The organism is Sphingobium sp. R-21, assembly GCF_049913335.1.
In the GTDB taxonomy this organism is placed as follows: Bacteria; Pseudomonadota; Alphaproteobacteria; order Sphingomonadales; family Sphingomonadaceae; genus Sphingobium.
The window spans coordinates 138,268-163,327 of sequence record NZ_CP184374.1; the positions used below are offsets into that span (position 1 = coordinate 138,268).

At 61.7% G+C, this 25,060-nt stretch carries 17 protein-coding genes, 1 tRNA gene and 3 pseudogenes; 17 read left to right on the forward strand and 4 right to left on the reverse strand.

Features of this window, described 5'->3' with window-relative positions:
• The first annotated feature begins 1 nt into the window (after nucleotide 1).
• A complete protein-coding gene (locus tag ACN9MX_RS00570) occupies nucleotides 2-1,174 on the forward strand; it encodes an acetyl-CoA C-acyltransferase (protein ID WP_363735776.1) in 1,173 nt (390 codons plus the stop codon).
• Entirely contained in the window at nucleotides 1,174-1,302 is a 129-nt protein-coding gene (locus tag ACN9MX_RS00575) for a hypothetical protein (RefSeq protein WP_363754402.1), read from the forward strand. The genes ACN9MX_RS00570 and ACN9MX_RS00575 overlap by 1 nt, the downstream gene beginning before the upstream one ends.
• A gap of 26 nt (nucleotides 1,303-1,328) precedes the next feature.
• Here the strand turns inward: ACN9MX_RS00575 and ACN9MX_RS00580 are convergent.
• Nucleotides 1,329-1,640 (reverse strand): annotated as a pseudogene (locus ACN9MX_RS00580) (hypothetical protein); the annotation flags it as partial.
• Entirely contained in the window at nucleotides 1,627-2,310 is a 684-nt protein-coding gene (locus ACN9MX_RS00585) for a CDP-alcohol phosphatidyltransferase family protein (protein ID WP_363828112.1), read from the reverse strand. The pseudogene ACN9MX_RS00580 and the gene ACN9MX_RS00585, both read right to left, overlap by 14 nt.
• Before the next feature lie 563 nt (nucleotides 2,311-2,873).
• Here ACN9MX_RS00585 and ACN9MX_RS00590 point away from each other — a divergent pair.
• The 4 genes from ACN9MX_RS00590 (at nucleotide 2,874) to ACN9MX_RS00605 (ending at nucleotide 9,916) form a co-directional block, all read left to right on the forward strand.
• A complete protein-coding gene (locus tag ACN9MX_RS00590) occupies nucleotides 2,874-4,259 on the forward strand; it encodes an integrase (RefSeq protein ID WP_363828110.1) in 1,386 nt (461 codons plus the stop codon).
• Entirely contained in the window at nucleotides 4,256-4,513 is a 258-nt protein-coding gene (locus ACN9MX_RS00595; protein ID WP_363735772.1) for a hypothetical protein, read from the forward strand. Before ACN9MX_RS00590 ends, ACN9MX_RS00595 begins: the two co-directional genes overlap by 4 nt.
• Nucleotides 4,514-4,623: 110 nt before the next feature.
• Nucleotides 4,624-5,448 (forward strand): transporter, encoded by an 825-nt coding sequence (locus tag ACN9MX_RS00600; RefSeq protein WP_363828108.1) that lies wholly within the window; start codon nucleotides 4,624-4,626, stop codon nucleotides 5,446-5,448.
• An 802-nt stretch (nucleotides 5,449-6,250) separates the two neighbouring features.
• Entirely contained in the window at nucleotides 6,251-9,916 is a 3,666-nt protein-coding gene (locus tag ACN9MX_RS00605; RefSeq protein WP_363828106.1) for an autotransporter domain-containing protein, read from the forward strand.
• Nucleotides 9,917-10,066: 150 nt separating this feature from the next.
• Here the strand turns inward: ACN9MX_RS00605 and rtcR are convergent, their stop codons facing one another.
• Nucleotides 10,067-11,668, reverse strand: a complete 1,602-nt coding sequence (gene rtcR, locus ACN9MX_RS00610; protein WP_363735769.1) for an RNA repair transcriptional activator RtcR — start codon at nucleotides 11,666-11,668, stop codon at nucleotides 10,067-10,069.
• Between the two features lie 246 nt (nucleotides 11,669-11,914).
• On the opposite strand from rtcR, the gene ACN9MX_RS00615 reads away from it, so the two are divergent.
• From ACN9MX_RS00615 to ACN9MX_RS00660, 10 genes and pseudogenes are all read left to right on the forward strand, one after another.
• Nucleotides 11,915-11,992, forward strand: a tRNA-Pro gene (locus ACN9MX_RS00615).
• A gap of 16 nt (nucleotides 11,993-12,008) precedes the next feature.
• Entirely contained in the window at nucleotides 12,009-13,556 is a 1,548-nt protein-coding gene (locus ACN9MX_RS00620) for an RNA-binding protein (protein WP_363828103.1), read from the forward strand.
• A gap of 651 nt (nucleotides 13,557-14,207) precedes the next feature.
• A complete protein-coding gene (locus tag ACN9MX_RS00625; protein WP_363828100.1) occupies nucleotides 14,208-15,437 on the forward strand; it encodes an RtcB family protein in 1,230 nt (409 codons plus the stop codon).
• A 36-nt stretch (nucleotides 15,438-15,473) separates the two neighbouring features.
• The gene (locus tag ACN9MX_RS00630; RefSeq protein ID WP_363828097.1) at nucleotides 15,474-16,271 is read left to right on the forward strand and encodes a nucleotidyltransferase domain-containing protein; all 798 of its coding nucleotides are present in this window, start codon (nucleotides 15,474-15,476) and stop codon (nucleotides 16,269-16,271) included.
• Nucleotides 16,268-17,281, forward strand: a complete 1,014-nt coding sequence (gene rtcA / locus ACN9MX_RS00635; RefSeq protein WP_363828094.1) for an RNA 3'-terminal phosphate cyclase — start codon at nucleotides 16,268-16,270, stop codon at nucleotides 17,279-17,281. The genes ACN9MX_RS00630 and rtcA overlap by 4 nt, the downstream gene beginning before the upstream one ends.
• 196 nt (nucleotides 17,282-17,477) lie before the next feature.
• The gene (locus ACN9MX_RS00640; RefSeq protein ID WP_363828092.1) at nucleotides 17,478-17,621 is read left to right on the forward strand and encodes a hypothetical protein; all 144 of its coding nucleotides are present in this window, start codon (nucleotides 17,478-17,480) and stop codon (nucleotides 17,619-17,621) included.
• A 1-nt stretch (nucleotide 17,622) separates the two neighbouring features.
• A complete protein-coding gene (locus ACN9MX_RS00645) occupies nucleotides 17,623-18,114 on the forward strand; it encodes a hypothetical protein (protein WP_426387213.1) in 492 nt (163 codons plus the stop codon).
• Entirely contained in the window at nucleotides 18,111-19,220 is a 1,110-nt protein-coding gene (locus ACN9MX_RS00650) for an RNA ligase RtcB family protein (protein ID WP_363828090.1), read from the forward strand. The genes ACN9MX_RS00645 and ACN9MX_RS00650 overlap by 4 nt, the downstream gene beginning before the upstream one ends.
• Entirely contained in the window at nucleotides 19,217-19,843 is a 627-nt protein-coding gene (prfH, locus tag ACN9MX_RS00655) for a peptide chain release factor H (protein ID WP_363828087.1), read from the forward strand. The genes ACN9MX_RS00650 and prfH overlap by 4 nt, the downstream gene beginning before the upstream one ends.
• Nucleotides 19,844-19,999: 156 nt before the next feature.
• Nucleotides 20,000-20,631: pseudogene (locus tag ACN9MX_RS00660) on the forward strand (tyrosine-type recombinase/integrase).
• Between the two features lie 6 nt (nucleotides 20,632-20,637).
• On the opposite strand, the pseudogene ACN9MX_RS00665 reads toward ACN9MX_RS00660, so the two are convergent.
• Nucleotides 20,638-21,419: pseudogene (locus tag ACN9MX_RS00665) on the reverse strand (IS5 family transposase).
• A 461-nt stretch (nucleotides 21,420-21,880) separates the two neighbouring features.
• Between ACN9MX_RS00665 and ACN9MX_RS00670 the strand changes: the two are divergent.
• Nucleotides 21,881-24,562 carry a DUF3857 domain-containing protein gene (locus tag ACN9MX_RS00670; protein ID WP_363827947.1) on the forward strand — a complete coding sequence of 894 codons (2,682 nt, stop codon included), beginning with the start codon at nucleotides 21,881-21,883 and terminating at the stop codon, nucleotides 24,560-24,562.
• Nucleotides 24,563-25,060 lie beyond the last annotated feature (498 nt).

Sequence of the window (25,060 nt, forward strand, 5' to 3'; positions counted from 1 at the left end):
TATGCGCGACGCCGTTATCGTTTCCACCGCCCGCACCCCGATCGGCCGGGCCTATAGAGGCGCATTCAACGCCACCCCTTCCCCCACGCTGGCCGCGCACGCTATTCGCGGGGCGGTCGAGCGATCGGGTGTCGATCCAGCCGAAATCGACGATGTGATCCTTGGCGCGGCACTTCCACAGGGCGTGCAGCAAACGATCGGCCGTACCGCCGCGCTACGCGCCGGTCTCCCGGTCACGGTGGCGGGCATGACGATGGACCGGCAGTGCTCGTCCGGTCTCATGGCGATCGCCACCGCTGCCAAACAGGTGATCGTCGACCGTATGGATGTGGTCGTCGCCGGCGGTGTCGAGTCCGTCTCGATGGTTCAGACACCCGAACTGCGCGTCAGCCCGGATTTCGAATTGCTCAAGATGGTGCCGGACATCTACATGCCGATGCTGCAGACCGCCGAAGTGGTCGCCGGGCGCTACGGCATCTCGCGGGAACGGCAAGACGTCTATGCCCTGCGTTCCCAGCAACTTACTGCCCAGGCGCAGGCCACCGGCGCCTTCGACGAGGAAATCATCCCCGTCACCGCGACAATGTCCGTCACCGACAAGGCGACCGGCGAAACCTCCGCGAAAGAGGTGACGCTAACCAAAGACGAGAGCAACCGGCCCGATAGTTCGGCCGACGGGCTGGCGGCGCTGAAGCCTGTGGTCGCAGGTGGCGTGATCACCGCCGGCAACGCGTCGCAACTCTCCGACGGTGCTTCGGCTTGCGTCGTGATGGATGGCGCCCTGGCTGCAAAGCGAGGTCTTGCGCCTCTGGGCCGCTATGTCGGCATGGCAGTGGCGGGTACCGAGCCCGACGAAATGGGCATCGGCCCTGTCTTCGCCGTACCTCGCCTGCTCGAACGCTTCGGGCTTGCGGTAGACGATATCGGCCTGTGGGAGCTCAACGAAGCCTTCGCGGTGCAGGTGCTCTATTGCCAGGACCGCCTCGGCATCCCTGACGAACGGCTCAACGTCAACGGCGGCGCGATATCGATCGGCCATCCTTATGGCATGTCGGGCGCGCGCATGGTTGGCCATGCGCTGATCGAGGGCAAGAAGCGCGGCGCGCGCCATGTCGTCGTGACGATGTGCATCGGCGGAGGCATGGGCGCGGCCGGCCTGTTCGAGGTGCTGTGATGAAGGCGCTGCTTTCCCTCCGGGCGGGCGGCCCCGAGACGCTGCAGCTTAGCGAACTGCCCACGCCCGAGCCCGGTGCGGGCGAACTGCGCGTGGCCACGATCGGCTCGGATGCGATGACTGCATAGGTCACATCGGGCTGGGGCTCGACGCGGGAGAAGCCAAGGTCGATCTCGCCACGCTGCAGCGCCTTGGCAACGGCGGGCGAAAAGTCGCTCGAGACGCGGAAATCGATCTCCTTGAGCTGGTCGCGCAGGATTTGCGTGACATGAGGGAGCCACTCCACTTCTTGTCCGGTCAGGAAACCGACCGAGAAGCTGGCCTTGGCCGGGCGGGCGGCGACGGCCTCGGCAGCCTGAGACAGTGCCAAACAACGCCATTCGTCGAGTCGGGCACGTGTCGCCTGCGTTACCAAACAGCTATCCTCGCCATCGCCCCCAAGGCACCGCTTTTCATTCTGCCCCACGCTCGGATCGCGCCAGTCGCCGGCCGGTGGTCAAAGTCTGAATGACGAAAAGGAGAATGAGGATAAATCCGACTGTCCCAACAAACAGGTCGAAGCCTGACAGACGTCCGAAATATCCTGGACCAGAACCCAGAGCCATCATCATCAACGTCAGCGCGATGAGGATCAATCGCAATTCGGTCGGGCCCGCTGCGAGATAAGACAGCTTGAACTCTCCCAACACGCGCGCGGAAAGGTAGGCGTGGATCGAGAGCAGCAGATATCCAGCAAGCGCCACCATCGCGACGTCCATGGTGACGAACGGACTAAGGCCAATGCCGGTAAGGATGAACAGTGTCGCAAGCCCATCGCAGCTATGATCGATGAAATAGCCATAGGACGGACGTTCGATGCGGCGAAAGCGAGCGATGCTCCCATCCATCGAATCCCCAAACCATTGGACGACATAACCGGCGATGGCGAGCAACAGCCAGGATGAATGTAGATTGCTCCCCACGTAGCCTAGAAAAATCATGCATGCGCCGAACATGCCCAAGGCCGTCAGGCGATCAGGCGTGACGTACGGCGGCATTTGAGCGCACAGCCAGTTCAGTAATTTCCGCTCTTTCGCGGCAAGCCAATTTTCTTGAATACGGAAAAGGGCGGCTGAATTCTGTAAAGGAATTGTCATAGTCCCTTATGAAGCCGTCAGTCTCGATAGGCAATGTGGGAATGGTATTGCCTCCAATTGCTTCCAAGGCATTTCTGACGACCAGAAGCGGTCGGCAGATTGGCTTGCCGGCGGGCCTGTTACTCGACACTATAATCCGTAGTTCAGGCAGAAATCAGGAGCTCCTTTTTGGCCATCCGCCCATTGCATATTCTGCCCGTCGTCATCGCATTTAGCGGCTGTTCACCAAGTCGGCCAAGTGCAATGAACGTCCAATCTGAACTCGAAATCTACTACAGAGATTATATCTATAAGGGCGAGGATAGATGGAGCGCAATTATCCGTTGTCCGACGATAAAAAATTACGCGTGGAATGGTGATGACAAAACAGGGATAGCGCGATTTCAGTTATCCGAATCAACGGAGAAGTCTGGAGGTAATTCAGAAATCTTCGAAGTTGGCATGAAATACGGGAGTCGCGGCTGATATATTCCTCGCGAAGCTGGTCTCCAATTTCTCCAGTGTGATGTTGCCATGGCTGTCACGACGGATACGCAAGCGATCACCAATGCCCATTGATGAGGATGACAGGCAGCTTTTTCGATGACATTCGCGGAAACCTGCCAGTCCGCTACCCACCCCCGCCAGCCGTAAGCGGTCCCGATTCGTGCAAGGGCTGGTCCATTGGCGACCGTCCGGTTCGCAACGGGTATGCTGCCCGGCGGCAGACGACCAAAGCTGCGGTTTCCGGGGAGATCGTGACGGTATTCGCGCCGGGCGAGGCCAAACTGCCGCGGCGCCCCGCCGGTTCCGCGCAGGATCGCGAGGCCCAGCTCGTTGCCTTGCTCCAGTTATTGACAGGGGAGGGTACCGCTCTCGACGCGCTAGCCTTCCGCAAGGGCCTCGAGGCGCGAGCCCCCGCCAGCATCAAGGCGCTCGCGGTCGATTGCGACTGCTATGCGCGCTTCTCGGCGAAACAGGGCGGGATCGGTCTACCCGCCAGCGAAGCGCGGCTCGTGGCCTATGTCGACTATTGCGAGGCGCGGCGGCTCAAACCCGCGACCGTGTCGCGGCGGCTGTCCTCGCTGGCGGTGGCGCACCAGCTGCTCGGGGTTGCCAGCCCCGTGGGCGGGGCGGTGGTGCGCGACGCGCTGCGCGGGCATCGGCGACGGGTCGGGGTGCGGCAGCGCCAGGCCGGCCCGTTGCGCTTCGGCGAGGGCATCGGCCGCGAGGCGGTCAAGGGATTCACGCTGTCGGTCCTGCTCGAAGCCTGCGGTGGCGATGTCATGGGGCTGCGCGATGCGGCGCTGCTGTCGCTGGGCTATGATGCGGGTCTGCGCGTCTCGGAGCTGGCGGCCGTGGAACTCGACCGGATCGAGCCCCAGGAGGACGGGTCTGCCCTGCTTGAGCTGGCGCGCTCGAAAACCGACCAGGAAGGGCAGGGGGCCTGGGTGTGGCTGTCGCCTGATACCATGCGGCGTGTCGCCTTGTGGGTCGAGGCTGCCGTGATCCGCAAGGGCGTATTGTTCCGCCGCGTTGCGGTCGTCCGCACCAACGCGCGCGCGGCGCGGCGGGCGCTGGCCATCAGCGATCTGGCCTATCATGCCCAGGTCGACCGCGACCGCATGGCGGCGCAGCCGGCGCGATCGGCGAGCGCAATCTACAAGATCGGGGAGCAGGCGCTGACACCGGCCGCCGTGCGGCTGATCATCAAGCGCACCGCGCTGGCTGCGGCTGATCAGGGATTGGTGGATCTCATGGGCACCGCTCTGGCCGAGGCGATCGACGCGCTCAGCACCCATTCACTGCGGGTCGGCCTGACCCAGGACCTGTTCGCCAGCGGTGAGGATGCGGGACCGATTGCGCAAGCGCTGCGCTGGACCTCCACTGCGACCGCGCTCCGCTATGGTCGCAAGCTTGCGCCCTCCGCCAACGCCGCGGCGCGCATGCTGAAAGGCGTCAGAAAATGATGCAGTTGCAGCAAAGTCAGTCCGTCAATCAAAATGGCTATGGGGCACCGGGCGCGGTCTCTTTGTCCGTTCACCGGGTCGGGATCTCCAACAACCTGTTCGCGGCCGGCGAGGACATCGCCAGCGTCATGGATGCACTGCACTGGAAGCCGCCGAGAATGGCGCTTCGCTATAATCGCAACCTGGCCGGCGACAATGGCGCGGCGGGACATCTGCTCTTCAAGATGAAATGGGTTGCGAGCCACCTCGCCTGAGCTTTCGTTCGCTTCGAACGGAAATCTTCGATCTTTAGAAGAGGCGCTATGGATTAAACTGCCCGCGCCGACCGTTTCCCGCCGGAAGCATCAAGCGTGGGGAACAAGTCGTGCGTCATGTCATATCGACCGCAATCGCAACTCTGGCGATCGTCTCGACCGCAGATGCGGCGGACCAAATCGGAGAGCAATCCACCGTAACCCGGCGGACACCCATGGGCGCGGGCGCCGAGCTTTCGACGGGAATCGAATATCAGGACGGGACCTTTGGTACAGCGCAAAAGGTTGAAACCACGTCCATTCCCACGAGTTTGCGCATCGCAACAGGCCGGTTCCAATTCACCGTGACGCTGCCTTATCTAATCATTGACGCCCCGGGGAATGTCGTGGGCGGCGGCGGGGGACTGTTTGGGCTTCCTATCATCGTTGATCCAAGCCAGCCGGCGACCCGCGTGCGCCGCGAGGGGCTGGGGGATTTGCGACTGGGCGCTTCCTATCTCGTGCCGCTTTCCGGCGTCGGACTGACGGTGATGGGGCAGGTGAAAGTGCCGACGGCGTCGCAGCGCAAGAAGTTGGGAACGGGCAAGCCAGATTATATGATGGGAGCCGAGTTGGCGAAAAGCTTCGGCCGCATCACACCCTTTGCCGATCTCTCCTATACCGTTGCCGGCGACCCGCAGGGTTTTGACCTGCGTAATGCTATCTCGGCTCGGGCCGGCGTCGCCGGGCAGATTGCTGCTGGTTTGCGGGGTCATATTTCCTACGATTATGCTCAGAGCCTCAGCCGGCTCGCGCCCGATCAGGAGCAAATCTCGACCGGAATCAACGCGGGTCTGACGAACCGGCTATCACTCGGATTATACGGCAGCGCCGGACTATCGCAGGGCGCACCGGATCTGGGCGCTGGGCTTCAACTGGGCGTGAGGCTATTCTAAAGACATCTGCTTCTTCATCACTCGAGTGCGCGGGTCGCTGCCGTGCCGTTTAATGCCGGGCGGACATTTGCGGAGAAGTCAGCTTGAGCCCCCTCGAATGCGCGGCGCGCGCCATATATGAAGGCAATCATGGCGCCTGCCTATTGGACGAGGCGTTAGCAGTCGTTCGGTGACGGCGTAATGGCCTCAGTGCATTATAGGGACACAGATATACGGTAGCATCTGCCGGTATATTGGCAACTCTCCCAACGGTAGTTCATAGCACCCCTGAATTGACTGGCATGCGAAGCTTAAGGCTGGTTCGGGGCTCGGCACAAGCGTCCCTGCTCGGTTATGGTTCGCAAAGCCCCCGGAATGGCGCAAAATGTCCCGCGCGAAACCGAATCCAAGTAGGCGCGGACCTCCGCGAAGAAGCATGCTGACGAGAACAAGATATTGACTTTCAAGGAAATTGTGCACCCGACAGCTTTGCCGAGGTCGCCTGCCGCCAACCGTCATTCTGGGATCGGCCAAAGAGCATTCCATCTATGAAGCCGGCGCTCAGAAGATCGATTGCATCATGTCCCAACTCCTTCAAATTCTTCGCCTCTCCGCTCCACGATGAGGCGGGATAACAGCCTTCGCGCAAGTTCGGCGATCACCCAGCTTTCCCCGCAAATTGACAACGCAATGGCGCAAAGCGATTGCGTCGCTGCAGCTCTTAAGGAGGCTATAAAAAGGCCTGCTTGATAAAGGGGTTACGCCGATGCGGGGTGGAGGGCGGCGCGAAGCGATTGCGCAATCGGTATCAAAAGTAGGACGATTGGCGAGCGACAGTATCGCGGCGCTGGTCGTGAGTGGATTGATGGTGCTGCCTGATAGTGCGGAAGCGCAACCGGCGCTGCGCTTTTGGGATGGCAGCGATCCGGCAGAGCGTGAGAATGGCGTCATCGACGGGGGTTCGGGCGTCTGGAGCGCCACCGACCCGAGCTGGACCGACAGCAGCGGCGCGGTGAATGGTCCGATGCGACCTGTGCCCGCCTTTACCGTTTTTCAGGGGCAGGCCGGCACGGTAACGATCGACGACAGGAGCGGCGCACCGGCTGTCACTGGCATGCATTTTCTGACGGACGGCTATCGCCTCGTCGGCGAGCAACTGAAACTCGATGGCGGCGCCTACACCTCGGTTCGTTCAACGGCGGGGGCGACCACGCGGATCGACGCCGAACTGACCGGCAACGGAGGCGTGTTCTTCAATGATTTCGGCACGGTCATCCTGACCGGCGCAAACAGCTATCAAGGCAATACGCGCGTCGATGGCGGCACGCTGGTCGGCAACACGGATTCGATCCGCGGCAATCTGGAAAATGGCGGCACCGTCATCTTCGATCAGAATATGGACGGAATCTTTGCTGGGGGCGTGAGCGGCCTGTTCAGCTTCTGGGGCTTCATGATCAAACGGGGTGAGGGCACGCTTACCCTTGGAAGCAGCAATAATCTGGATTGGCGCTTGGAAGAAGGCGCTCTCGTGGCTCGCGCGGCCGGCTTTGGCGGCAATGTCGAGATAGGTGCGGCGGGACAGCTGACCTTCGACGCGGGCGAGGGGGCGGAGACGGAAACCGTCTATCCCTACGCTCTTTCGGGTAATGGCCGTTTCGACATCAAGGGAGCTGACATGCTCGTCCTGACCGGCCAGTCCACATTCTCCGGCCGGACGGAGGTTGCCGACAGCGCGCTGCGGGTCGATGGCGCACTGGGCGGCACGCTCCATGTCGGCGCGAATGGCATGTTGAGCGGCGATGGGCAGGTCGGCGCCGTGGAGATTTCTACTGGCGGGCGCCTGACGGGCAGGGCCGGCGCGACGCTTCATATGGGAAGTCTTGTACTTGGCGCCGGTTCGATCACGCAGGCCACTTTCGGGACGACGCAAGATCCGGCGTTGTTCGATGTGGCGGGCGATGTGACGCTGGACGGCACGCTGCATGTTTCCAACGGGGCGCCATTGGGTGAAGGGCTTTATCGGCTCATCAGCTATGGCGGCAAGCTCACCGATGGAGGGCTGGAGATCGGTGTACTGCCGCCCGGTCAAGCTGCCGACGGTCTTTCGATCCAGACCGCGACCATGGGGCAGGTGAATCTTCTTTCCGGCACGGCGGCGCGGCCCTTGCAATTCTGGGACGGCGGCGACCCGACCCGCTATGGAAACGGCAGGGTGGACGGCGGCCCCGGCGTCTGGCGCAACGGAGCGCTCAGTTGGACTGGGCAGGACGGAATCGTCAACGAAGCTGGAAAGGTCAATGGCTTTGCGATCTTCACCGGCAATAGCGGGCAGGTCCTGATCGACAATAGCGCCGGGGCGGTAAAAACCGGCGGATTGCAGTTCGCGACCGGCGGCTATGTCCTGTCGGGAGGCACCCTGACATTGGCGGGAGGGGATCGCACGGTCATCCGCGTTGGCGCCGGCAGCGTGTGGGATTCCAGCCTGAGCGCCGAAATCGCCGCGCCCCTGTCCGGAACCACGACCGTGGTCAAGCGCGATGCGGGCACGCTCATCCTGTCCGGCGCCAACAGCTACACGGGCGATACCGAAGTCGAGGCGGGCACGCTGATCGGCAACACCCGCGCGCTTCGCGGCAATGTCCGCAATGCGGCGACGCTGGTGTTCGATCAGCGGGATAATGGCAGTTTCTCCGGCGCGATCGGGGCGCTCGATGGAAACGCCGGGACGATGGTGAAAAGGGGTAGCGGCGTGCTGACGCTCACTGGCCCCAGCACGCTCGACTGGCGATTGGAAGAGGGACGGCTGGCGGCCGCCGCGAGCCGCTTCACCGGCAATGCCGACTTGCGGCCGGGCGCGGAACTCCAGTTCGCGGAGACCAGCGCCAGCCGCTATTCCGGCCGGATCGGCGGCAGCGGGCGGTTGATCAAGGCGGGCGACGGCGCGTTGACCCTCAGCGGCGATTCCTCCGGCTTCACCGGCAGCACCCAGCTTCAGTTCGGACGCCTGATCGTCGACGGAAAGCTGGGCGGTCAGATAGCGGTGGAAGCGAACACACTGCTGGCCGGCCGTGGGACATTGGGGTCCGTCCGGGTCGCTCCAGGCGGCAAGATCGCACCCGGCCCAGGGATCGCAACTCTTCACGTCGAGGGAAATCTGACCTTCGCGCCGGGAAGCCGCTATGAGGTGGAGGTCGATCCCTACGGCACGTCGGCGGATGCGATCATTGTGAGCGGCGTTGCGACGCTGGGCGGCACAGTTGCCCATATCGGCGCCAGCGGCATTTACCGGCCCAGTTCTACCTATGTCATTCTTCTCGCAGAGGGCGGAGTGCAGGGCCGGTTCGACGCGGTCACGTCCACCTATGCCTTCCTGACGCCTCGGCTCCGCTACGGCCATGACAGTGTGAGGCTGAGGCTGGATCGCAATGATGTCCGGTTCAGCGATGTCGCCACATCCTTGAACCAGCAGGCGACCGGCGCGGCGCTGGAGAGGATGGCGGCGGGCAACAAAGTACAGGATGCCGTGTTGATGAGCGACGCCGAGACGGCGCGCAAAGCCTTCGATCAACTGTCCGGTGAATTTCATGCCTCCCTGCGTGCAGCGTTGATCGAGAACAGCAGCCTGTCACGCGATGCGGCGCTGGACCGATTGCGCGGGACGGTTTCGGACCGTCCGGGGCTCACCTATTGGGGACAGGCGCTGGACGCCTGGAGCCATTGGCGCAGCGACGGCAATGCCGCGCGATTGGACCAAAGTTCGTCGGGCGGTCTGATGGGCATTGAGGCTCAGGCACCCGGCAGCAGCTTTCGCCTTGGCATGATCGGCGGTCACAACCGCGATCGCATGAGGGGAGAGGGGCAGGCGGATGTGGACAGTTATCACGCCGGACTCTACGGCGGCGGGACGCTGGGCCGGGTGGCGCTGCGCGGCGGGTTGGCCTTCGCCTGGCAGAATGTGGCGGTCCAGCGTTCCGTGCGCTTTTCCGGTTTTGCAGATGGTGTCGTCACGCAGTATCGCGCGACGACCGCGCAGATGTTTGGGGAGACCGCTTATCGCATCGAGACTGCGGCAGGATCAATCGAGCCCTTCGTCAGCATCGCACATGTGCGGCTGGATGTCGGTCGCGGGCAGGAAAGCGGCGCGGCGGCGGCGTTGCAACTGGAAGCGGATTCCCTGCGCACCAGCTACGCGACCGCGGGCACGCGCGGCGACCTCGATTTGGCTGTAGGAAGCGCTCGGCTCGCGGTGCGCGCATCGGCGGGCTGGCAGCATGTTTTCGGAGATCAACTACCTGTGGTTCAGGCTGCCCTTGACGGCCAGCGTTTTGCGGTCAGCGGCCTGCCGATTGCACGCGACAGTCTGGTCAGCGAATTGCGGTTGCATGGTGCGATCCGCGACCAGTTGCAGATCAACCTCGGTTATCAGGGCGCGATTGCCCGTAGTGGGCAAAATCATCAGCTTCAGGCCGGCCTGAACTGGCAATTTTGATCTTGCAGGAGAATAGAAGGCAGCTTTCCCGAATCGCTTGCCGCTGACGGTCGTTCGGAAATCGGCCAATTCTAGGCTCTAAAAAATGTGAAAGCGGACCGACCGGACCTCGGAGCAGAAAATTCGCTCTTGAGCGTCCTATAAGGGTCGTCATCTTAAGTCGTTCACCACCGACCATTCTAAGTCGAACCGTGCCAGATATTTTCGCAAGCGATCCGCATCATTCGAGCTGCTGCGGCGCGCGCGCGAGGCGCTGAAGAGGGTTCGCCCTGCTTCCGAAAGCGAACGGCTAGCGCGACATACCCGGATTGTCTCGGCGAGTTGGACGCGATCGAACAGGTCGAGTTCGACAATCTGCTCGTCGCTCAATATCTCGGGCAGAATGTCTACGGCGTTATCAGCCTGACCTGACCATAGCCGCCGCAGCCGCTCGATTTCTTTGTCGACGCAGTTCACATCAATTCGTCCTTTCGGGCTGAGCGTCGCCATTCGCGTCACGCTAGCGGCAAGGTCACGGAAATTGCCCGGCCAGCTTGCCTCTCCGGACGTCGCGAAGGCCAGATAGCGCTGGCGTGCTTCCTTGTTGAAACTGGCCTGATCGCCTTCGCGCTCGGCGAACCGATCCAATTCATAGTCGAGATTGGGCTCGATATCCTCGCGCCGCTCAGAGAGGCCGGGCAGGCGAAAAGTCCACAGGTTGAGACGTGCGTACAGATCGTCGCGGAAGGCACCCGATGCCACTGCTTCGCCCAGATCACGGTTGGTGCCGGCGATCAGCTGGAAGTCCGACGCGACCTCCTTGTCCGCACCGACGGGGAGGAAGCGCTTGTCCTCGATGGCGCGCAGGATCATCGCCTGCTCGTCGAGGCCCAGTTCGCCGATCTCGTCGAGGAACAACATGCCCTTGTCGGCAGAGCGAAGCAGGCCCGGCCGGTCGGCGACTGCGCCGGTGAAGGCACCCTTGCGGTGGCCAAACAGTGCCGACATCGCGCTATCGCCCTTCAGCGTCGCGCAGTTCACTTCCACGAACGAGCCGGCGATCTGGTGCTTGGCCTTCTTCAGCTCATAGATCCGCCGCGCAAGCTGGCTCTTGCCCGCGCCCGTCGGCCCCATGAGCAGTACGGGCGCGCGGGACCGCAGCGCGACCTGCTCGATCTCGTCGATCATGCAGTTGAAGGCGGCGTTGCGCGTATCGATGCCGGATTTGAGGAATGAGGTACTCTCCGCGCTCGCAACGGCAAAACGGGTGGCGATGCTGTCATAGCGCGACAGGTCGAGGTCGATGATGCTCCAGCGGCCGGGCGCTCCGCCATCCTCGGCGCGCTTGGCCGGTTGGGTCTGGAGCAGGCGCCCCGGCAAATAGCGGGCCTCGGTCAGCAGGAAGAGGCAGATCTGTGCGACATGGGTGCCAGTGGTGATGTGGAGGAGATAGTCCTGCTCGTCCGGGTCGAACGGCTCCGCGCGTGCGAAGTCGAGCAGCTTTCCATAGACTTCCTCAAAATCCCACGGATCGCGGAAGTCGAGCACGCGCATGTCAACCTGGGTCTCCGGTGAGACCGAGGCGACATCCTCCGCAACATATTCGGCAAGGCGCCGGTGAGCGGTGCCGTGGAGCAGCACCAACCGATCGACCCGCAAATCTTCGTGCATCGTGAGCGCGACCGTCGGTCGCCACTTGTTCCAGCGTGAAGGCCCGAATTTGCTTGCATCGAGCGTCGAGCCCAGGAATCCGATGACGGTGAGAGGTTTCATTCTTATACTATAGGATAAAAATATATCCTTTGCGATATGAAATTTGATCGCCGTCAAGCGAGGCGTATCGCCAGGCCGGAAAATAAATTACTATATATCAATGGTATGTGATTTTCCTTCGTCTCAATCTGCGGATTGGCACACCTCCTGCAATCTGGATTTGTGTCGGCAGAGGCGGATTACTCGGTCGGCAGGCGGAACTGGGGCGGTCGGAATGGGCTGGCCGCCCCAAGGATCGGAAATTCACAGGGCGTAGCTCAGTCTGCGCAGAGCGCCTGCCTTGGGAGCAGGAGGCCGCAGGTTCAAATCCTGCCGCCCTGACCAGATGAGGAGTTGGACGATGGCCAACAAGGGACTTTTTGCGAGCGCCGTGGCGAAGCTGTTGCCGCGCACCGACGCGCTGAACCGGGAGGGCGCGCCGGCCTACGCCTATGGGCCGAAGGCGAAGCTCGCCCAGTTGGCAGCGACCGGTACACTGGCCGACAATTTCTACGGTGCGGCGGAGACGCAGCTTGCCGATGTGCTGGATGCGGCCCGCGCGGTCGATCCGACTTTCGTGGCGCAGGCCGCGATCTATGCCCGCACGTCCAGTGCGATGAAGGACATACCGGCCTTGCTGGCGGCCTATCTGACGGTTGCGGATCCTGACCTCGCGGTCCGGGTCTTTGGCAAGGTCGTGAACAACGGCCGCATGTTGCGCAGCTTCGTGCAGATCATGCGCTCGGGGCAGGTCGGGCGGACGTCGCTCGGCACGCGGCCGAAGCGGCTGGTCCAGCGGTGGCTGGAGCAGGCGTTGATCCGCGACCTGATTCAGGCTGCGACCGGCAGTGCGCCGAGCCTGGCGGACATCGTCAAGATGGTCCACCCGCGCCCCGCGGATGCGGAGCGCAAGGCTTTCTATGGCTGGCTGATCGGCCGTCCCTATGACGTTGCCGCTCTACCCGCCGAGATCGCCGCGTTCGAAGCCTGGAAGCAGGATCGCACGCTGCCGCTGCCGCAGGTGCCGTTCGAGTGGCTGACCGCTTATCCGCTGAGCGCGGAACAGTGGGCGGCGCTTGCCGGCCGCATGGGCTGGCAGGCGCTGCGGATGAATCTCAACACGCTGGCGCGCAATGGTGCGTTCGGTGTGGAGGGGTTCACCGATCAGGTAGCGGCCCGGCTCACCGACCGCGACGCGCTCCGCGCCGTGCGGCCCATGCCCTATCAGCTGATGATGGCGCTGGGCCAGGTCGGTGACGGCGTGCCGCTCAAGGTGCAGGCGGCGCTGGAGGAGGCGCTGGAGCTGTCGCTCCGAGGCGTGCCAACGGTGCCGGGTCGCGTGGTCGTCTGCCCCGACGTGTCGGGGTCGATGCAATCGCCGGTGACGGGCTACCGCAAGGGTGCGTCGTCCAAGGTGCGCTGCATCGATGTCGCCGCCCTGGTCGCGGCGGCGATGCTGCGCTCCAACCGTGAAGCGCGGGTCATCCCGTTCGAGCAGGCGGTCGTGCCAGTGACGCTGAAGGCCTCCGACCGGGTCGCGGCGAATGCCGCGAAGCTGGCGGCGGTCGGTGGTGGCGGAACGAACGTCTCGGCGCCGCTCGCTCTCCTCAACAAGGAGAAGGCGGCGGTCGATCTGGTCGTCATCGTCTCGGACAATGAGTCCTGGGTCGATGCGACGCGGAACGGCTCGACGGCGACGATGCAGGAGTGGACGAAACTGGTGAAGCGTAATCCGCAGGCCAAGCTCGTCTGCATCGACATCTCGCCCTACGGCACCACGCAGGCAACCGGGCGACCGGAAATCCTGAATGTCGGGGGCTTCTCCGACGCGGTGTTCGACACGATTGCGCGCTTTGTCTCCGGCGAAACGCGCGACTGGGTGAGCATCGTCGAACAAGTCGAGGTCTGAACGAACAGGGTCGTGGCGAATGCTGGCAGGACTACATGTCTCCAAACCACGAGGCCCGACGAGTAAAGCACCCGGAAGGCAGTTGTGCCGAAGGGAGATGCGGGTTCGAACCCCGCCGCCGATACGTAGCTTAAGGGCCGCGTCTTGCCGAACCTCGTCGTCACGACCCGCTTTGAATTATCACGGCGAATGCCGAGAAGGACTACATTGGTAATGTGGTTGTCGCGGGTTCAAGTCCCGCCGGGCCTTCGATGCGTTCGGGCTCGTAGCTCAGCCGGTTAGAGCGCCAGTCCCTCGGGACGGTCTTTCTCACTTCTCGTCGCCGTGACCGGGAACACAAAAACCATGGCGAATGCCTGACGGACTACATGGCCTATCACGCCCCAGGTGCGGGTTCGAATCCCGCCGGACCGCCCAATCGGTCCGTAGTGTAACGGTAGCACAGGGACCGTCCGCAAGGACGGAGAGAAGTCTGTCAAAACCTCGTCGCCATGGCACCGAAATTTGAGCTGGCGAATGCCGGCGGGACTACACGGGTAAGGCCGAAAGGCCGAGCGGTTCGAATCTGCTCCGGAGCAATCCGGCCAGGATGCTCCGGGATGTCTCGCCAAAACTCGTCGCCGGCACCATGAATAGATAAGGGAGGTCGAAATGACCGAGAGCAGGACTTACGATATTCAGCACGTCGAGGGCGGCAAGCCGATCAAACTGTGGACGCGCGGCGTGCCGGTCGACGAGAAGGCGCACGAGCAGCTCCGCAAGGCGGCGCAGATGCCCTTCGTCTTCAAGCATGTGGCGGCCATGCCCGATGTGCATGTCGGCATCGGCGCGACCGTTGGTTCAGTGATCCCAACCAAGGGCGCTGTGATCCCGGCCGCCGTGGGTGTAGACATTGGCTGCGGCATGATGGCAGCGCGCACATCGCTGATGGCGAGCGATCTTCCGGACAATCTGGAAGGCATTCGTTCGGCGATCGAGCGGGCGGTGCCGCATGGCCGTTCGGTAGGCCGTGGACAGCGCGATCATGGCTCGTGGGGCGATCCGCCAGCCGAGATCGTGTCGGCCTGGGCGACTCTCGTTGAGCGGTTCGATCGCATCACGGAGAAGTATCCGCGTTTCAAGAATACCAACCAGCTTACCCATTTGGGGACGCTGGGGACGGGTAACCACTTCATCGAGTTGTGCCTCGATACCGAGCAGCGCGTGTGGATTATGCTCCACTCAGGCTCGCGCGGCGTGGGGAATGCGATCGGCACGTTCTTCATCGAACTGGCCAGGCAGGACATGCGTAAGTGGTTCATCAACCTGCCCGACGAGGATCTGGCCTACTTCCCGGAAGGGACCGACCATTTCGACGACTATGTCGAGGCGGTCGAGTGGGCGCAGGACTTCGCGGCGCTGAACCGCAGGATGATGATGACCAATGTGATCCGGGCGCTTCGCGGCCAGATCGCCAAGCCTTTCGACGCCGAGCTCGAAGCGGTGAACTGCCATCACAACTATGTGACGCGGGAGAACCATTTCGGCCAGAATGTGCTCGTGACCCGCAAGGGTGCGGTGCGCGCGGCGAGGGGCACGATGGGCATCATCCCGGGCTCGATGGGCGCGAAATCGTTTATCGTGCGTGGTCTCGGCAATGCGGAATCGTTCGAGAGCTGCAGCCATGGCGCGGGACGCGTGATGTCCCGGACCCAGGCCAAAAAGTTGGTCTCGCTCGACGATCATATCGCCGATACCGCGGGCGTCGAGTGCCGCAAGGATGAGAGCGTCATCGACGAAACGCCCAAGGCCTACAAGCCGATCGAAGCCGTGATGGCCGCCCAGGCCGATCTGGTGGAGATCGTCCATACGTTGAAACAGGTGGTGTGCGTCAAAGGCTGAACCTTTGGCGCGCACTGCTTCCAAATGAGAATCATCATGCAGACCGTCACCAATCAGAGCATTGCCCTGGCCGTTCGGCGCGAGATCGAGACGCGGCTGACCGCCATTGAAGAGGCGCATGATGTGCGGATCTTGCTGGCGGTCGAGTCCGGTTCACGCGCATGGGGCTTCCCCTCGCCCGACAGCGATTATGACGTGCGCTTCATCTATGTGCGGCCGCGCGCATGGTATCTTTCGCTGAAACCGGGACGTGATGTGATCGAGACGCCGATCGAGGACGACATCGATCTGAACGGATGGGACATACGCAAGGCGCTGGGTCTCCTTCTCAAGTCGAACGCGGTGGTCAGCGAATGGATTGAAAGCCCGATCCGCTATCGACCCGTTCATTCGGCCGTGGCCCCGCTGGCCGCGTTGGCGGACCAACTGTTGGATGCGCCGGGTCTTGCCCATCATTATGCCAACCTTGGCCGCAATGCGGCTGAACGCTGGCTGGAGGATCACGGAGACGTGCCGGTGAAGCGGTATTTCTATGCCCTTCGTCCAGCACTCGCGATCCGTTGCATGAGGCTCAATGGGAATGTGCGTCCGCCAATGAATCTTCAGGCTCTTGTCGAATTGAGCGCACTGCCTGACTGCATGCGGGATGAAGTGGCGAAGCTGGTCGAGGCCAAACGGCAGAGCAATGAACTGAGCAATGTAACCCGTGTGCCTGCTCTGGACGACTTGATCCGCGAAGAACTAGCGCGTGCGGGCGAGTTGCCAGAGAGGGGGCTGGATATCGACGGCGTCACAGCAGCCGATCACCTCTTTCTCGAACTGGTAGACACATGATCACGATTGACGGATCGGAAGGCGAAGGGGGCGGGCAGGTCGTGCGCAATGCGTGCGCGCTTTCGCTCGTTATCGGCAAGGCCGTCCGCATCGAGAATGTCCGCGCCAAACGGTCGAAACCGGGGCTCATGCGCCAGCATGTGACTGCGGTGGAAGCCGCGTGCGTCATCGGCAATGCCGAATGCGAGGGGCTTCATGTCGGTTCGTCCGCGCTCAGCTTCACGCCCGGCCGCGTCGTGCCGGGCGAATATCATTTTGCTGTCGGCACGGCAGGATCGACGGGACTTGTCCTGCAGACGGTGCTGATGCCGTTGCTGCTCGCCGATGCGCCGTCGCGGCTGGTGCTGGAGGGCGGCACGCACAACATGCTGGCGCCGCCGTTCGACTTCATCGCGAAATGCTTCCTGCCGATCATCAATCGCATGGGGCCGAAGGTGGAGGCTCGGCTTGTCCGTCACGGCTTCTACCCGCGTGGTGGCGGCCGGATCGAGGTCGACATCAGCCCGGCGCCGCTGCGGCCGATCGACTGCCTAGAGCGCGGAGCCCTGATGGGCGTCAGCGGCCAGGCGTTGTTTGCTGGCCTACCGTTCGAGATTGCAGAGCGCGAAATCAATGTCGTGCGCCGCGACCTCGGCTGGTCGGAGCGGGAAGCATGTGCTCGCGAGCTTCCGGACGATCAGGGCCCCGGCAATATCCTGTTGCTTGAAGCGCAGTTCGAGCATGGGACCGAGATCGTTAGCGGATTCGGCCAGTTGGGCGTGCCGGCCGAACGCGTGGCAAAGAAGGCGGTCGGGCGAATGCTTGGCTTCCTGGAATCCAGTGCATTTGCCGGCCCCTATCTGGCGGATCAGTTACTCCTTCCCTTTGCCCTTGCGGGCGGGGGCAGCTTTACCACGGTCAAGCCGAGCCAGCACAGCCTGACGGCCATTGACGTGATCGGGCGCTTTCTGGATCGGCGACTTGGGTTCGCCCAGCAACATGGTGGGACGCATCTGCTGGTCGTCCGATAACGTGCAGCCAAGTTCCGTGTCAGGCGGAGCATGGCTGGCCGCGCATATTGTCGCGTTGCCAAGTCATGATGAATCGACTATTGAGCCCGCAGCCGATCCCGGCCGGTCCTGAATGTAGAAAGGAGAATGACATGCGAGCAGCACCTGCAAGCCAGCCAGAAATTCTTCTTATCCAGAATGTTCAGGATGATATTGCATGGGCAATTTCCCTGCAGGTGACTTCGCTCACCTGACGCATATTGCTGACCCGCGCCGCGCGGGCCAGATCAACTTCAATCATTTCGACGTCAGCGTTTCCGCTTCCTTTCCCAACGGGAAGGAGGTCGATCATGCGCGCTGACATGTTCAAGACCATCGTGGAGCGACCGCGCTGGGGGGCGAGTCACGCACGTTCCGCAAAGCTGAAAGGAAAAGCCTCCCGGGGCATCAAGCAGATAGGCTTAAAGCGCCATGCCAAGATCGGGACACCTTACACCAAGAGCCTCAACGAGAATCTTGCGCCGCTTGTTCGTTTCCTGCGCAGCAGGCGTGGCAAGCCTTGGGATATGGTCTTCAGCGAGATTTGCGCGGGCCTCGATACCGGTAGCACGGTGAAGATGCATGTCCGCCAGCATCTGGAGGATTATGTCCTCACCCGCATCTCCATTGGTCGTCATGGCGAATGGATGTTCGAGGGAGAGGTGCTCGAACGGGAAGGGCGCTGGTTCCGGCGCCGCGCGTTCTTCGTGGACCCTGAAGATGGGCTTTTGAAGGACTATGTCCAGCTTCGGCATAGGCTACCGCCCGCCAATCGCGCGTGCCAAACCAATGCTCCATTGAAGGGCGGTGCATGATGCAACAGTCCTGCATTACCCTCATTGCGAATGATCCTGCTCGCCTCGATCCTCTCGCCGTTGATCAACTCCATGCCACGGCGAAGCTGGACGGCATCCGGCGCGTGGTTGGCCTGCCTGACCTCCATGCCGGCAACGGTATTGCGGTCGGCGCAGCCTTCTGGTCGGAAACCCATATCTATCCGCATCTGGTCGGCAGCGACATTGGATGCGGCATGGCCTTATGGGAAACCGACCTAGCCCTGCGCAAGTTCAAGCTGGGAGTGGCGGAACGGAAGCTGCATGATCTCGACACGCCTTGGGAGGGGGATAGCGAAGGAGCGCTCATTGCGGCCGATTTGCCAGCGACCATGGCCGATCCATCGCTGGGTACCATCGGCGGCGGCAACCATTTCGTCGAGTTGCAACGGATCGAGGATGTCGCTGACTCCGCGCGCTTTGACGAACTAGGGCTTGGTCGCGACCGGTTGTGGATGATGGTTCACAGCGGATCTCGTGGGCCGGGGGATGCGATCCTGACCACGCATGCGGCCAGGAATGGGAGTGCCGGATTGAAAGCCAATCAGCCGGACGGTCTCGCCTATCTCGTCCGGCATGATCAGGCCCTAAACTGGGCCATGCTCAACCGGCGGATCATCGCCGGGCGTTTCGCGGAAAAGCTGGGGTTCGAGGGGCGTTGCGTCCTCGATATCTGCCACAACAGCGTCACGCCCCATCAGGGCGGATGGCTGCATCGCAAGGGTGCCGCACCGGCCGATCGGGACCTCGTCGCGATCCCCGGTTCGCGCGGGGATTTCAGTTATTTGGTCGAGCCGTTGGCTGATCGCGCCGATGTTGCGCTCCATTCCCTTGCCCATGGTGCGGGGCGCAAATGGAGCCGCAAGGATGCCCATGCCCGCCTGTCCCGTCGCTATCGACCGGCTGAACTGGAGCGGACGGACCTTGGCAGTCGGGTGATCTGCGAAGATCGGCGACTGATCTTCGAGGAGGCACCTCAGGCGTACAAGGATATAGGCGGCGTGATTGGCGATCTGCACGATGCGGGCCTGATCCGAGTGATCGCGCTTCTGCGTCCCTTGCTCAGTTATAAAACGAGGCGCCCATGAGCGACATCATCCTTCATCTGACCTCCGGCAGTGGGCCGGAGGAGTGCCGCTGGGTCGTCTCCCAGTTGGCCATGGCTTTCGCGCGGGAAGCAAAGGAGGCTGGCGTTGCCTGCGAACTGGTCGAAAGCCATGATGGCCTGCCGTCTTCGCTCCTGCTTCGAATATCGGGCGAAGGCGCAGGCGCCTTCGCATCCAGGCGTGTAGGCACGATCTTGTGGAAGGGGGAAAGCCGATTCCGCACTCATCACAAGCGTCGCAACTGGTTCGTCGGCGTGAGCGTCGCGCCAGAAGCCGATGCGATTGCCGATTTGCGAGAGGAGGATATCGACTATCAAGCGATGCGGGCCAGTGGCCCGGGCGGCCAGCATGTGAACAAGACCGACAGCGCTGTGCGTGCAACGCATCGCCCCACGGGCCTCGTCGCCACCGCCCAGGAACAACGATCCCAGCACGCCAATCGGAAACTGGCGAAACTGAAGCTGGTGATGTTGATCGAGGATCAGCGGGCCCATTCGCAAGCCAAAGGGCGACAGGCAGAATGGGCTGTTCACAAACAACTGGAGCGCGGCAATCCTGTGCGCGTCTATTCTGGTCCGCAATTTATTTCAAAACGCACGTCATAGACGATTGGGGAGGCTGGTGTCGCAGAAGCGGCATCAGTCTTCTTCTGATTCGCAAATCAGATTTCGAGGGAAAGCGTTGAGTCTATATCGGCCGCGGAGGATTGGCCTATTTTGAATCGTTATGCCTGCGGCCATCATGGCCCTAGGAGACGTGTCATGGGATTATCAGAATTTGATCCCGCCGCCCGGGGGCGAATATCTTGGAACGCCGGACGCAAGGTTGGCGCGAAGCGGGCGTTGAAGCCCCGTCAGATTTGGGCGATCCGCTTCTTTCTCGACCAGCATGGGCGCATTCGGGATCGAGCCCTCTTCGATCTAGCTATCGATAGCAAATTGCGCGGCTGCGATCTGGCGAAAATCAGGATCAGCGATATCGTTTGCGATCGGAAAATTCGAACGCGTGCTACAGTCGTTCAGCAAAAGACCGGAAGACCAGTCCAGTTTGAACTGATGGACGATGCTCGCGCAAGCCTGCTGAAATGGCTCGAACTGCGGTGTGGATCCCTGGAGGACTTTGCATTCCCCAGCCGCACTGATCACGTAACCCTCATCAGCACAAGGCAATATGCCCGCCTGGTCGATGAATGGGTCACGGGAATTGGCTTGCCCAGCGAGGACTATGGTACCCACTCTCTACGGCGGACCAAGGCATCGATCATCTACAAGGCGACTGGATATCTCCGCGCGGTCCAGATTCTGCTTGGGCACACGAAGATCGAAAGCACGTCCGATACCTCGGAGTTGATGTGGAGGATGCTTTAACTCTCGCAGAGGGCACAGAAATCTAAGCTCGCCTAGGCGATGTTGACAAAAGATTTCAGCCATAGGCGCACGGCGGCGAGGTTAAGGAAGCTGGCGAAGGAGAGCGCGGTCTTGTCATAGCGGGTGGCGATGCGTCGCTGGTTTTTCATGACCCCGAACATGCGCTCGATGCGGTTGCGGTCTCGATATCGCCGGAAATCGCATGGGGCAGGATCGCGGCGGTTTGCCTTGGGCGGGATGATGGGCAGGATATTGGTCATGAGCAGTTTTGCCCGCAGATCGTCGCCGTCATATCCCTTGTCGGCCAGCAGCGCTTTTGGCTTGGGCGCAGGCATAGCCATCAGGTCGTCAACGGCCTTGTAGTCCGAGACTTCCCCACCCGTGAGGACAAAACCAAGAGGGCGGCCGCGATTGTCACAGCGGGCGTGGACCTTGCTCGTAAAGCCGCCGCGTGATCGACCAAAAGCCTCCTTATGAGTCCCCCTTTAGCGCCCGCTGCCGATACATGGCCGCGAACCGTGGTGCTGTCGATCATGTGCTGCCAGTCGTCAGTCAGTCCCAGATCGACCAGCGTTTGCAATAGCGCGTCCAAGACGCCTTGTTCGGCCCAGCGCCGGAACCGAACATAGACCGAGTTCCACTTTCCATAGCGTTCATGCATGTCCCGCCAAGGGCAGCCTATCCGCAAAACATGCAGCATGCCGTTGAGAAAGAGGCGATTGTCACCCGCTGGCCGTGCCCACCGGCCGCGTTCGGGCGGCAGAAGTCCGCCGATCACCGCCCACTCTTCATCCGACAAATCGCCCCGAAACATCGCTGCCCCAAAAAAGCAGCCTTGAATCAGAACTCAGCCCAAATGAAAACCTCTTTTGTCAACATCGCCTAGCTCCTTGTCGCTGCGAGGAGCCAGGACCTTAGGCTGCGGCGGTCACGCACCAATTATGAACATCGCAAAAGCGGAAGGTCTGCTGCCGGCGATGAAAATTTGGCCACTGGATGGCCGGCATGGGTCGGAAACGGCATAACTTATGCTGCGTTGGGTTGCGTGCAGCCAGTTGGCACCCATACCTGGCTTCCTCCTCTTGAGTCTTCAAGTTGTTATCGATATTTGATTTCCCCGGGCGCACACATACGCCAAATAGGGGGAATTCCGTATTTATGCCAAAGCCACTTCTGGCTATTGCTGCATTGCTTGGGCCTGTAATGGCGGTCCATGCTGGCGAGACCCCGTTGCATCAGCCCGCGCCCGCTTGGGTAAACAAGGCGGCACTTGATTTGACGAAGACGGATGCCGACGCGCCCGCTCTTTTGATCTTCGACAATCAACAGCGTATCGAAGCTGAAAAGCTCTGGACCTATTCCGACACCGCTACGCGCATCGCATCGGCCGAAATGCTGGGCCAGTTCGCGACGATCACCCTGCCATGGATGCCCGACAAGGGCGATCTCATCATCCACGATCTTGCAATCCTGCGGGCGGGACAGGAGATTGACCTTCTGGGGGGCGGCAAGAGCTTCACCGTGTTGCGCCGCGAGCAGGGGCTTGAACAACGGCAGTTGAACGGCCTCCTCTCTGCCACAATGCCGGTCGAAGGCCTGCAGGTGGGCGATATATTGAGGCTGCGCTATTCCGTGACCATGTCGGACCCTGCGCTTGCCGGAAATATCCAGAGCATGAGCCCGCTCATACCTGCGCCGGTGCGGGTGAAATTTGGCAGGGTCAGGGTCCAGTGGGATGCGAAGACCGATGCACGCTGGAAAGTGTTGGCCAGCAACGTTGCAGTAAAACCAACGCGAAGCGGCGGATATACTGAACTTCTCGTTCCGTTGCCGATCGCCAAACAGCCCGACATACCGGACGATTCTCCAGTTCGTTTCCGACATCCGCCCCTGCTGGAACTGTCGACCTTTGCTGATTGGCAGGCCGTATCCAAAGTCATGGCTCCGCTTTATGCCACTGATGGCCTGATCAGGGAGGGTGGCCCACTCAGCCGGCAGCTTGCGGAGGTAAAGGCGCTTCCCTCACCGATGGAACGGGCGCAGCGCGCGCTGCAAATTGTGCAGGAGAATGTTCGCTATCTCGCCCTTGGCATGAATGGCGGCAATTATGTACCGCAGAAGCCTGAGGACAGCTGGACGTTTCGCTATGGCGACTGCAAGGCGAAGTCTCTGCTGCTGCTGGCGCTGCTGCGCGGGGCCGGCATAGAAGCGGAGGCTGTACTGGTGAACAGCCAGATGGGCGATCTGGTCTCTGATCGCCTGCCCAGCGTGGGGGCCTTTGATCATGTCATCGTGCGCGCGGTGATCAACGGCGAAAGCCTTTGGCTGGACGCCACGGGCATGGGCGCCCGGATCGAGGATATGCGGGATACGCCGCCTTTTCGCTATGCCTTGCCGCTCAGGCCAGCGGGCGCTGACCTGATGCCGCTGGTGCAGCGCAAGGTGGCGCGGCCCTCCCTCGACCTGACAATGGATGTGGACGAGAGTGCCAGCGTCGATCTGCCCAGTGCCTTCAGCGCGAAGGCTATCCTGCGCGGGCCGTCCGCTGCGGGCCTGAACCTGATCACGACACAACTCGATCGCAAGCAGCGCGACGAATTCATCGCCCAGTTCTTCAGCCGGCTGATAGGGACCGGGCAATATTCCGACGTATCACTGGCTGTTGATCCGGCTGCGGGAACGACCACGCTTACCGCCAAGGGAGCGACGACGACTCTCTGGTCCTGGCAGGACAGGCATATGAAGCGGCCGGTCATACGGTCGCTCGCTGACATCGTTTTCAATCCCGATCGCGCCAAATCGAGCTGGTCAACCATCGCCGTGGCAACGCCAGACCCGGACGCCATCCGTTATCGGTTGCGGCTTCGCCTGCCGAACGGTGGCGAGGGTTGCACGGTCGAGGGCGAGCAGAATGCTGTGGAACGGGTTGCAGGGCGCGAATTGACGCGCAGCATGAGCATCGACAAGGGCATCGTGACCGTAGATGAGCGGCTCGACACGACGGGCGCGGAAATCGCGGTGGAGGACATTCCCGCCGAACGCGATCGGCTTTCTACTGCGCAAATACGACTTCCGCGGCTGGTCGCTCCCGCGGACACGCGGCGGCGCTGGGAGCTGAAGGGGCGAGACCCGGTCGGCGCGACCCAAGTCGCGGCTATCGAAACGATTTTTGCCCAGGCCATTGCCCAGGCAGATGCGGATGACGCGAGCGGCTATCTTGCGAGGTCCAGCCTGCGGAACGGGATCGGAAACAAGGCCGGGGCACTGGCTGACCTGACCAAAGCCATTTCCATAGCCCCTGATGTGGATACCTATCTTAAGCGCGCTAACGTGCTGAGGGACCTGGGGCGTATGCAGGAAGCGCTGGCAGATGCCGAGAAGGCGCGGTCGCTTGATCCCTCATCGGACCAGGCCAACAGCGCCTTTTCGAGCATGCTTGCCGAAACCGGAAAATTGGATCGCGCCAGAGAATTGCTCGATCAGCGCATAGCGCTCGGAGGCAACGCGCGGGATGGCTATCGTCAGATCAAGGCTGACCTGATCGGAGAATATGGCGATCCGCAGGAGGCACTCAAGCTCCTTGACGGTCTCATTTCGGACAAGCCGGGCAGCCCGTCCCTCCTGAACGCCCGATGCTGGGTGAAGGCAACGCGATCAGTCATGATCGATACCGCGCTGAAGGATTGCACAAGAGCCATTGAACTCAGCACTTCCGCCTATCAGGCACTGGACAGTCGAGCTCTGGTCTGGTTCCGTCTGGCGCGTTATGATGACGCTCTGCAGGATCTTGACGCCGTGTTGAATGATGCCCCCGGCACTGCGCAAAGCCGATATCTCCGGGGCATCGTTCTCAGTCGGATGGGACGGGAGAAGGAAGGAGCCGTGGATCTGACCATTGCCCGGCAGCTCGAACCGCGCATCGATGTGCAATATGGGAAGTTCAATATAAAGCCGTAGGCCGACAGGTTCTGCTCGGGTTAGTCTGACCCCCGGGGAGGAAGATGGGCCTCTGTGCGCTTGGGATGGGTCGAATATCATCAGGGGGCGATCGATGCCTCCGGATCGCGCCGTTTTTTCGCCCGCCGCTCCCGAAGCGCGAAAGTGCGATAACGCCCAGTATGTTCAACTTGACTCTGGTTCGCACAATTACCGGCCGTTTAGCGACGCGATTGGCATCTCCGCAACTACTCGCTCCCCAACATCAGGCGCACCGGCAGAACGACCGGGCTTGGTCGATTGCCGCCGGAAGCGAGCGCCGGATCGTGGGACGAAGCCGTCGTCCCCGAGGCGCCACTTGAACGGCGGCTTTTGAAGAGAGCAGACGCTCCAACCCTGTACGGGTGCCAGCGTCAATTGACCGACGTTGGGTCGGTGGCGACCTGTCCGCCCTTGGTTACGGGTTCGCCAAGAGCAAACGGACGAGAGATACAGAAGCTGTCTTCGGTGTCTCTGGTC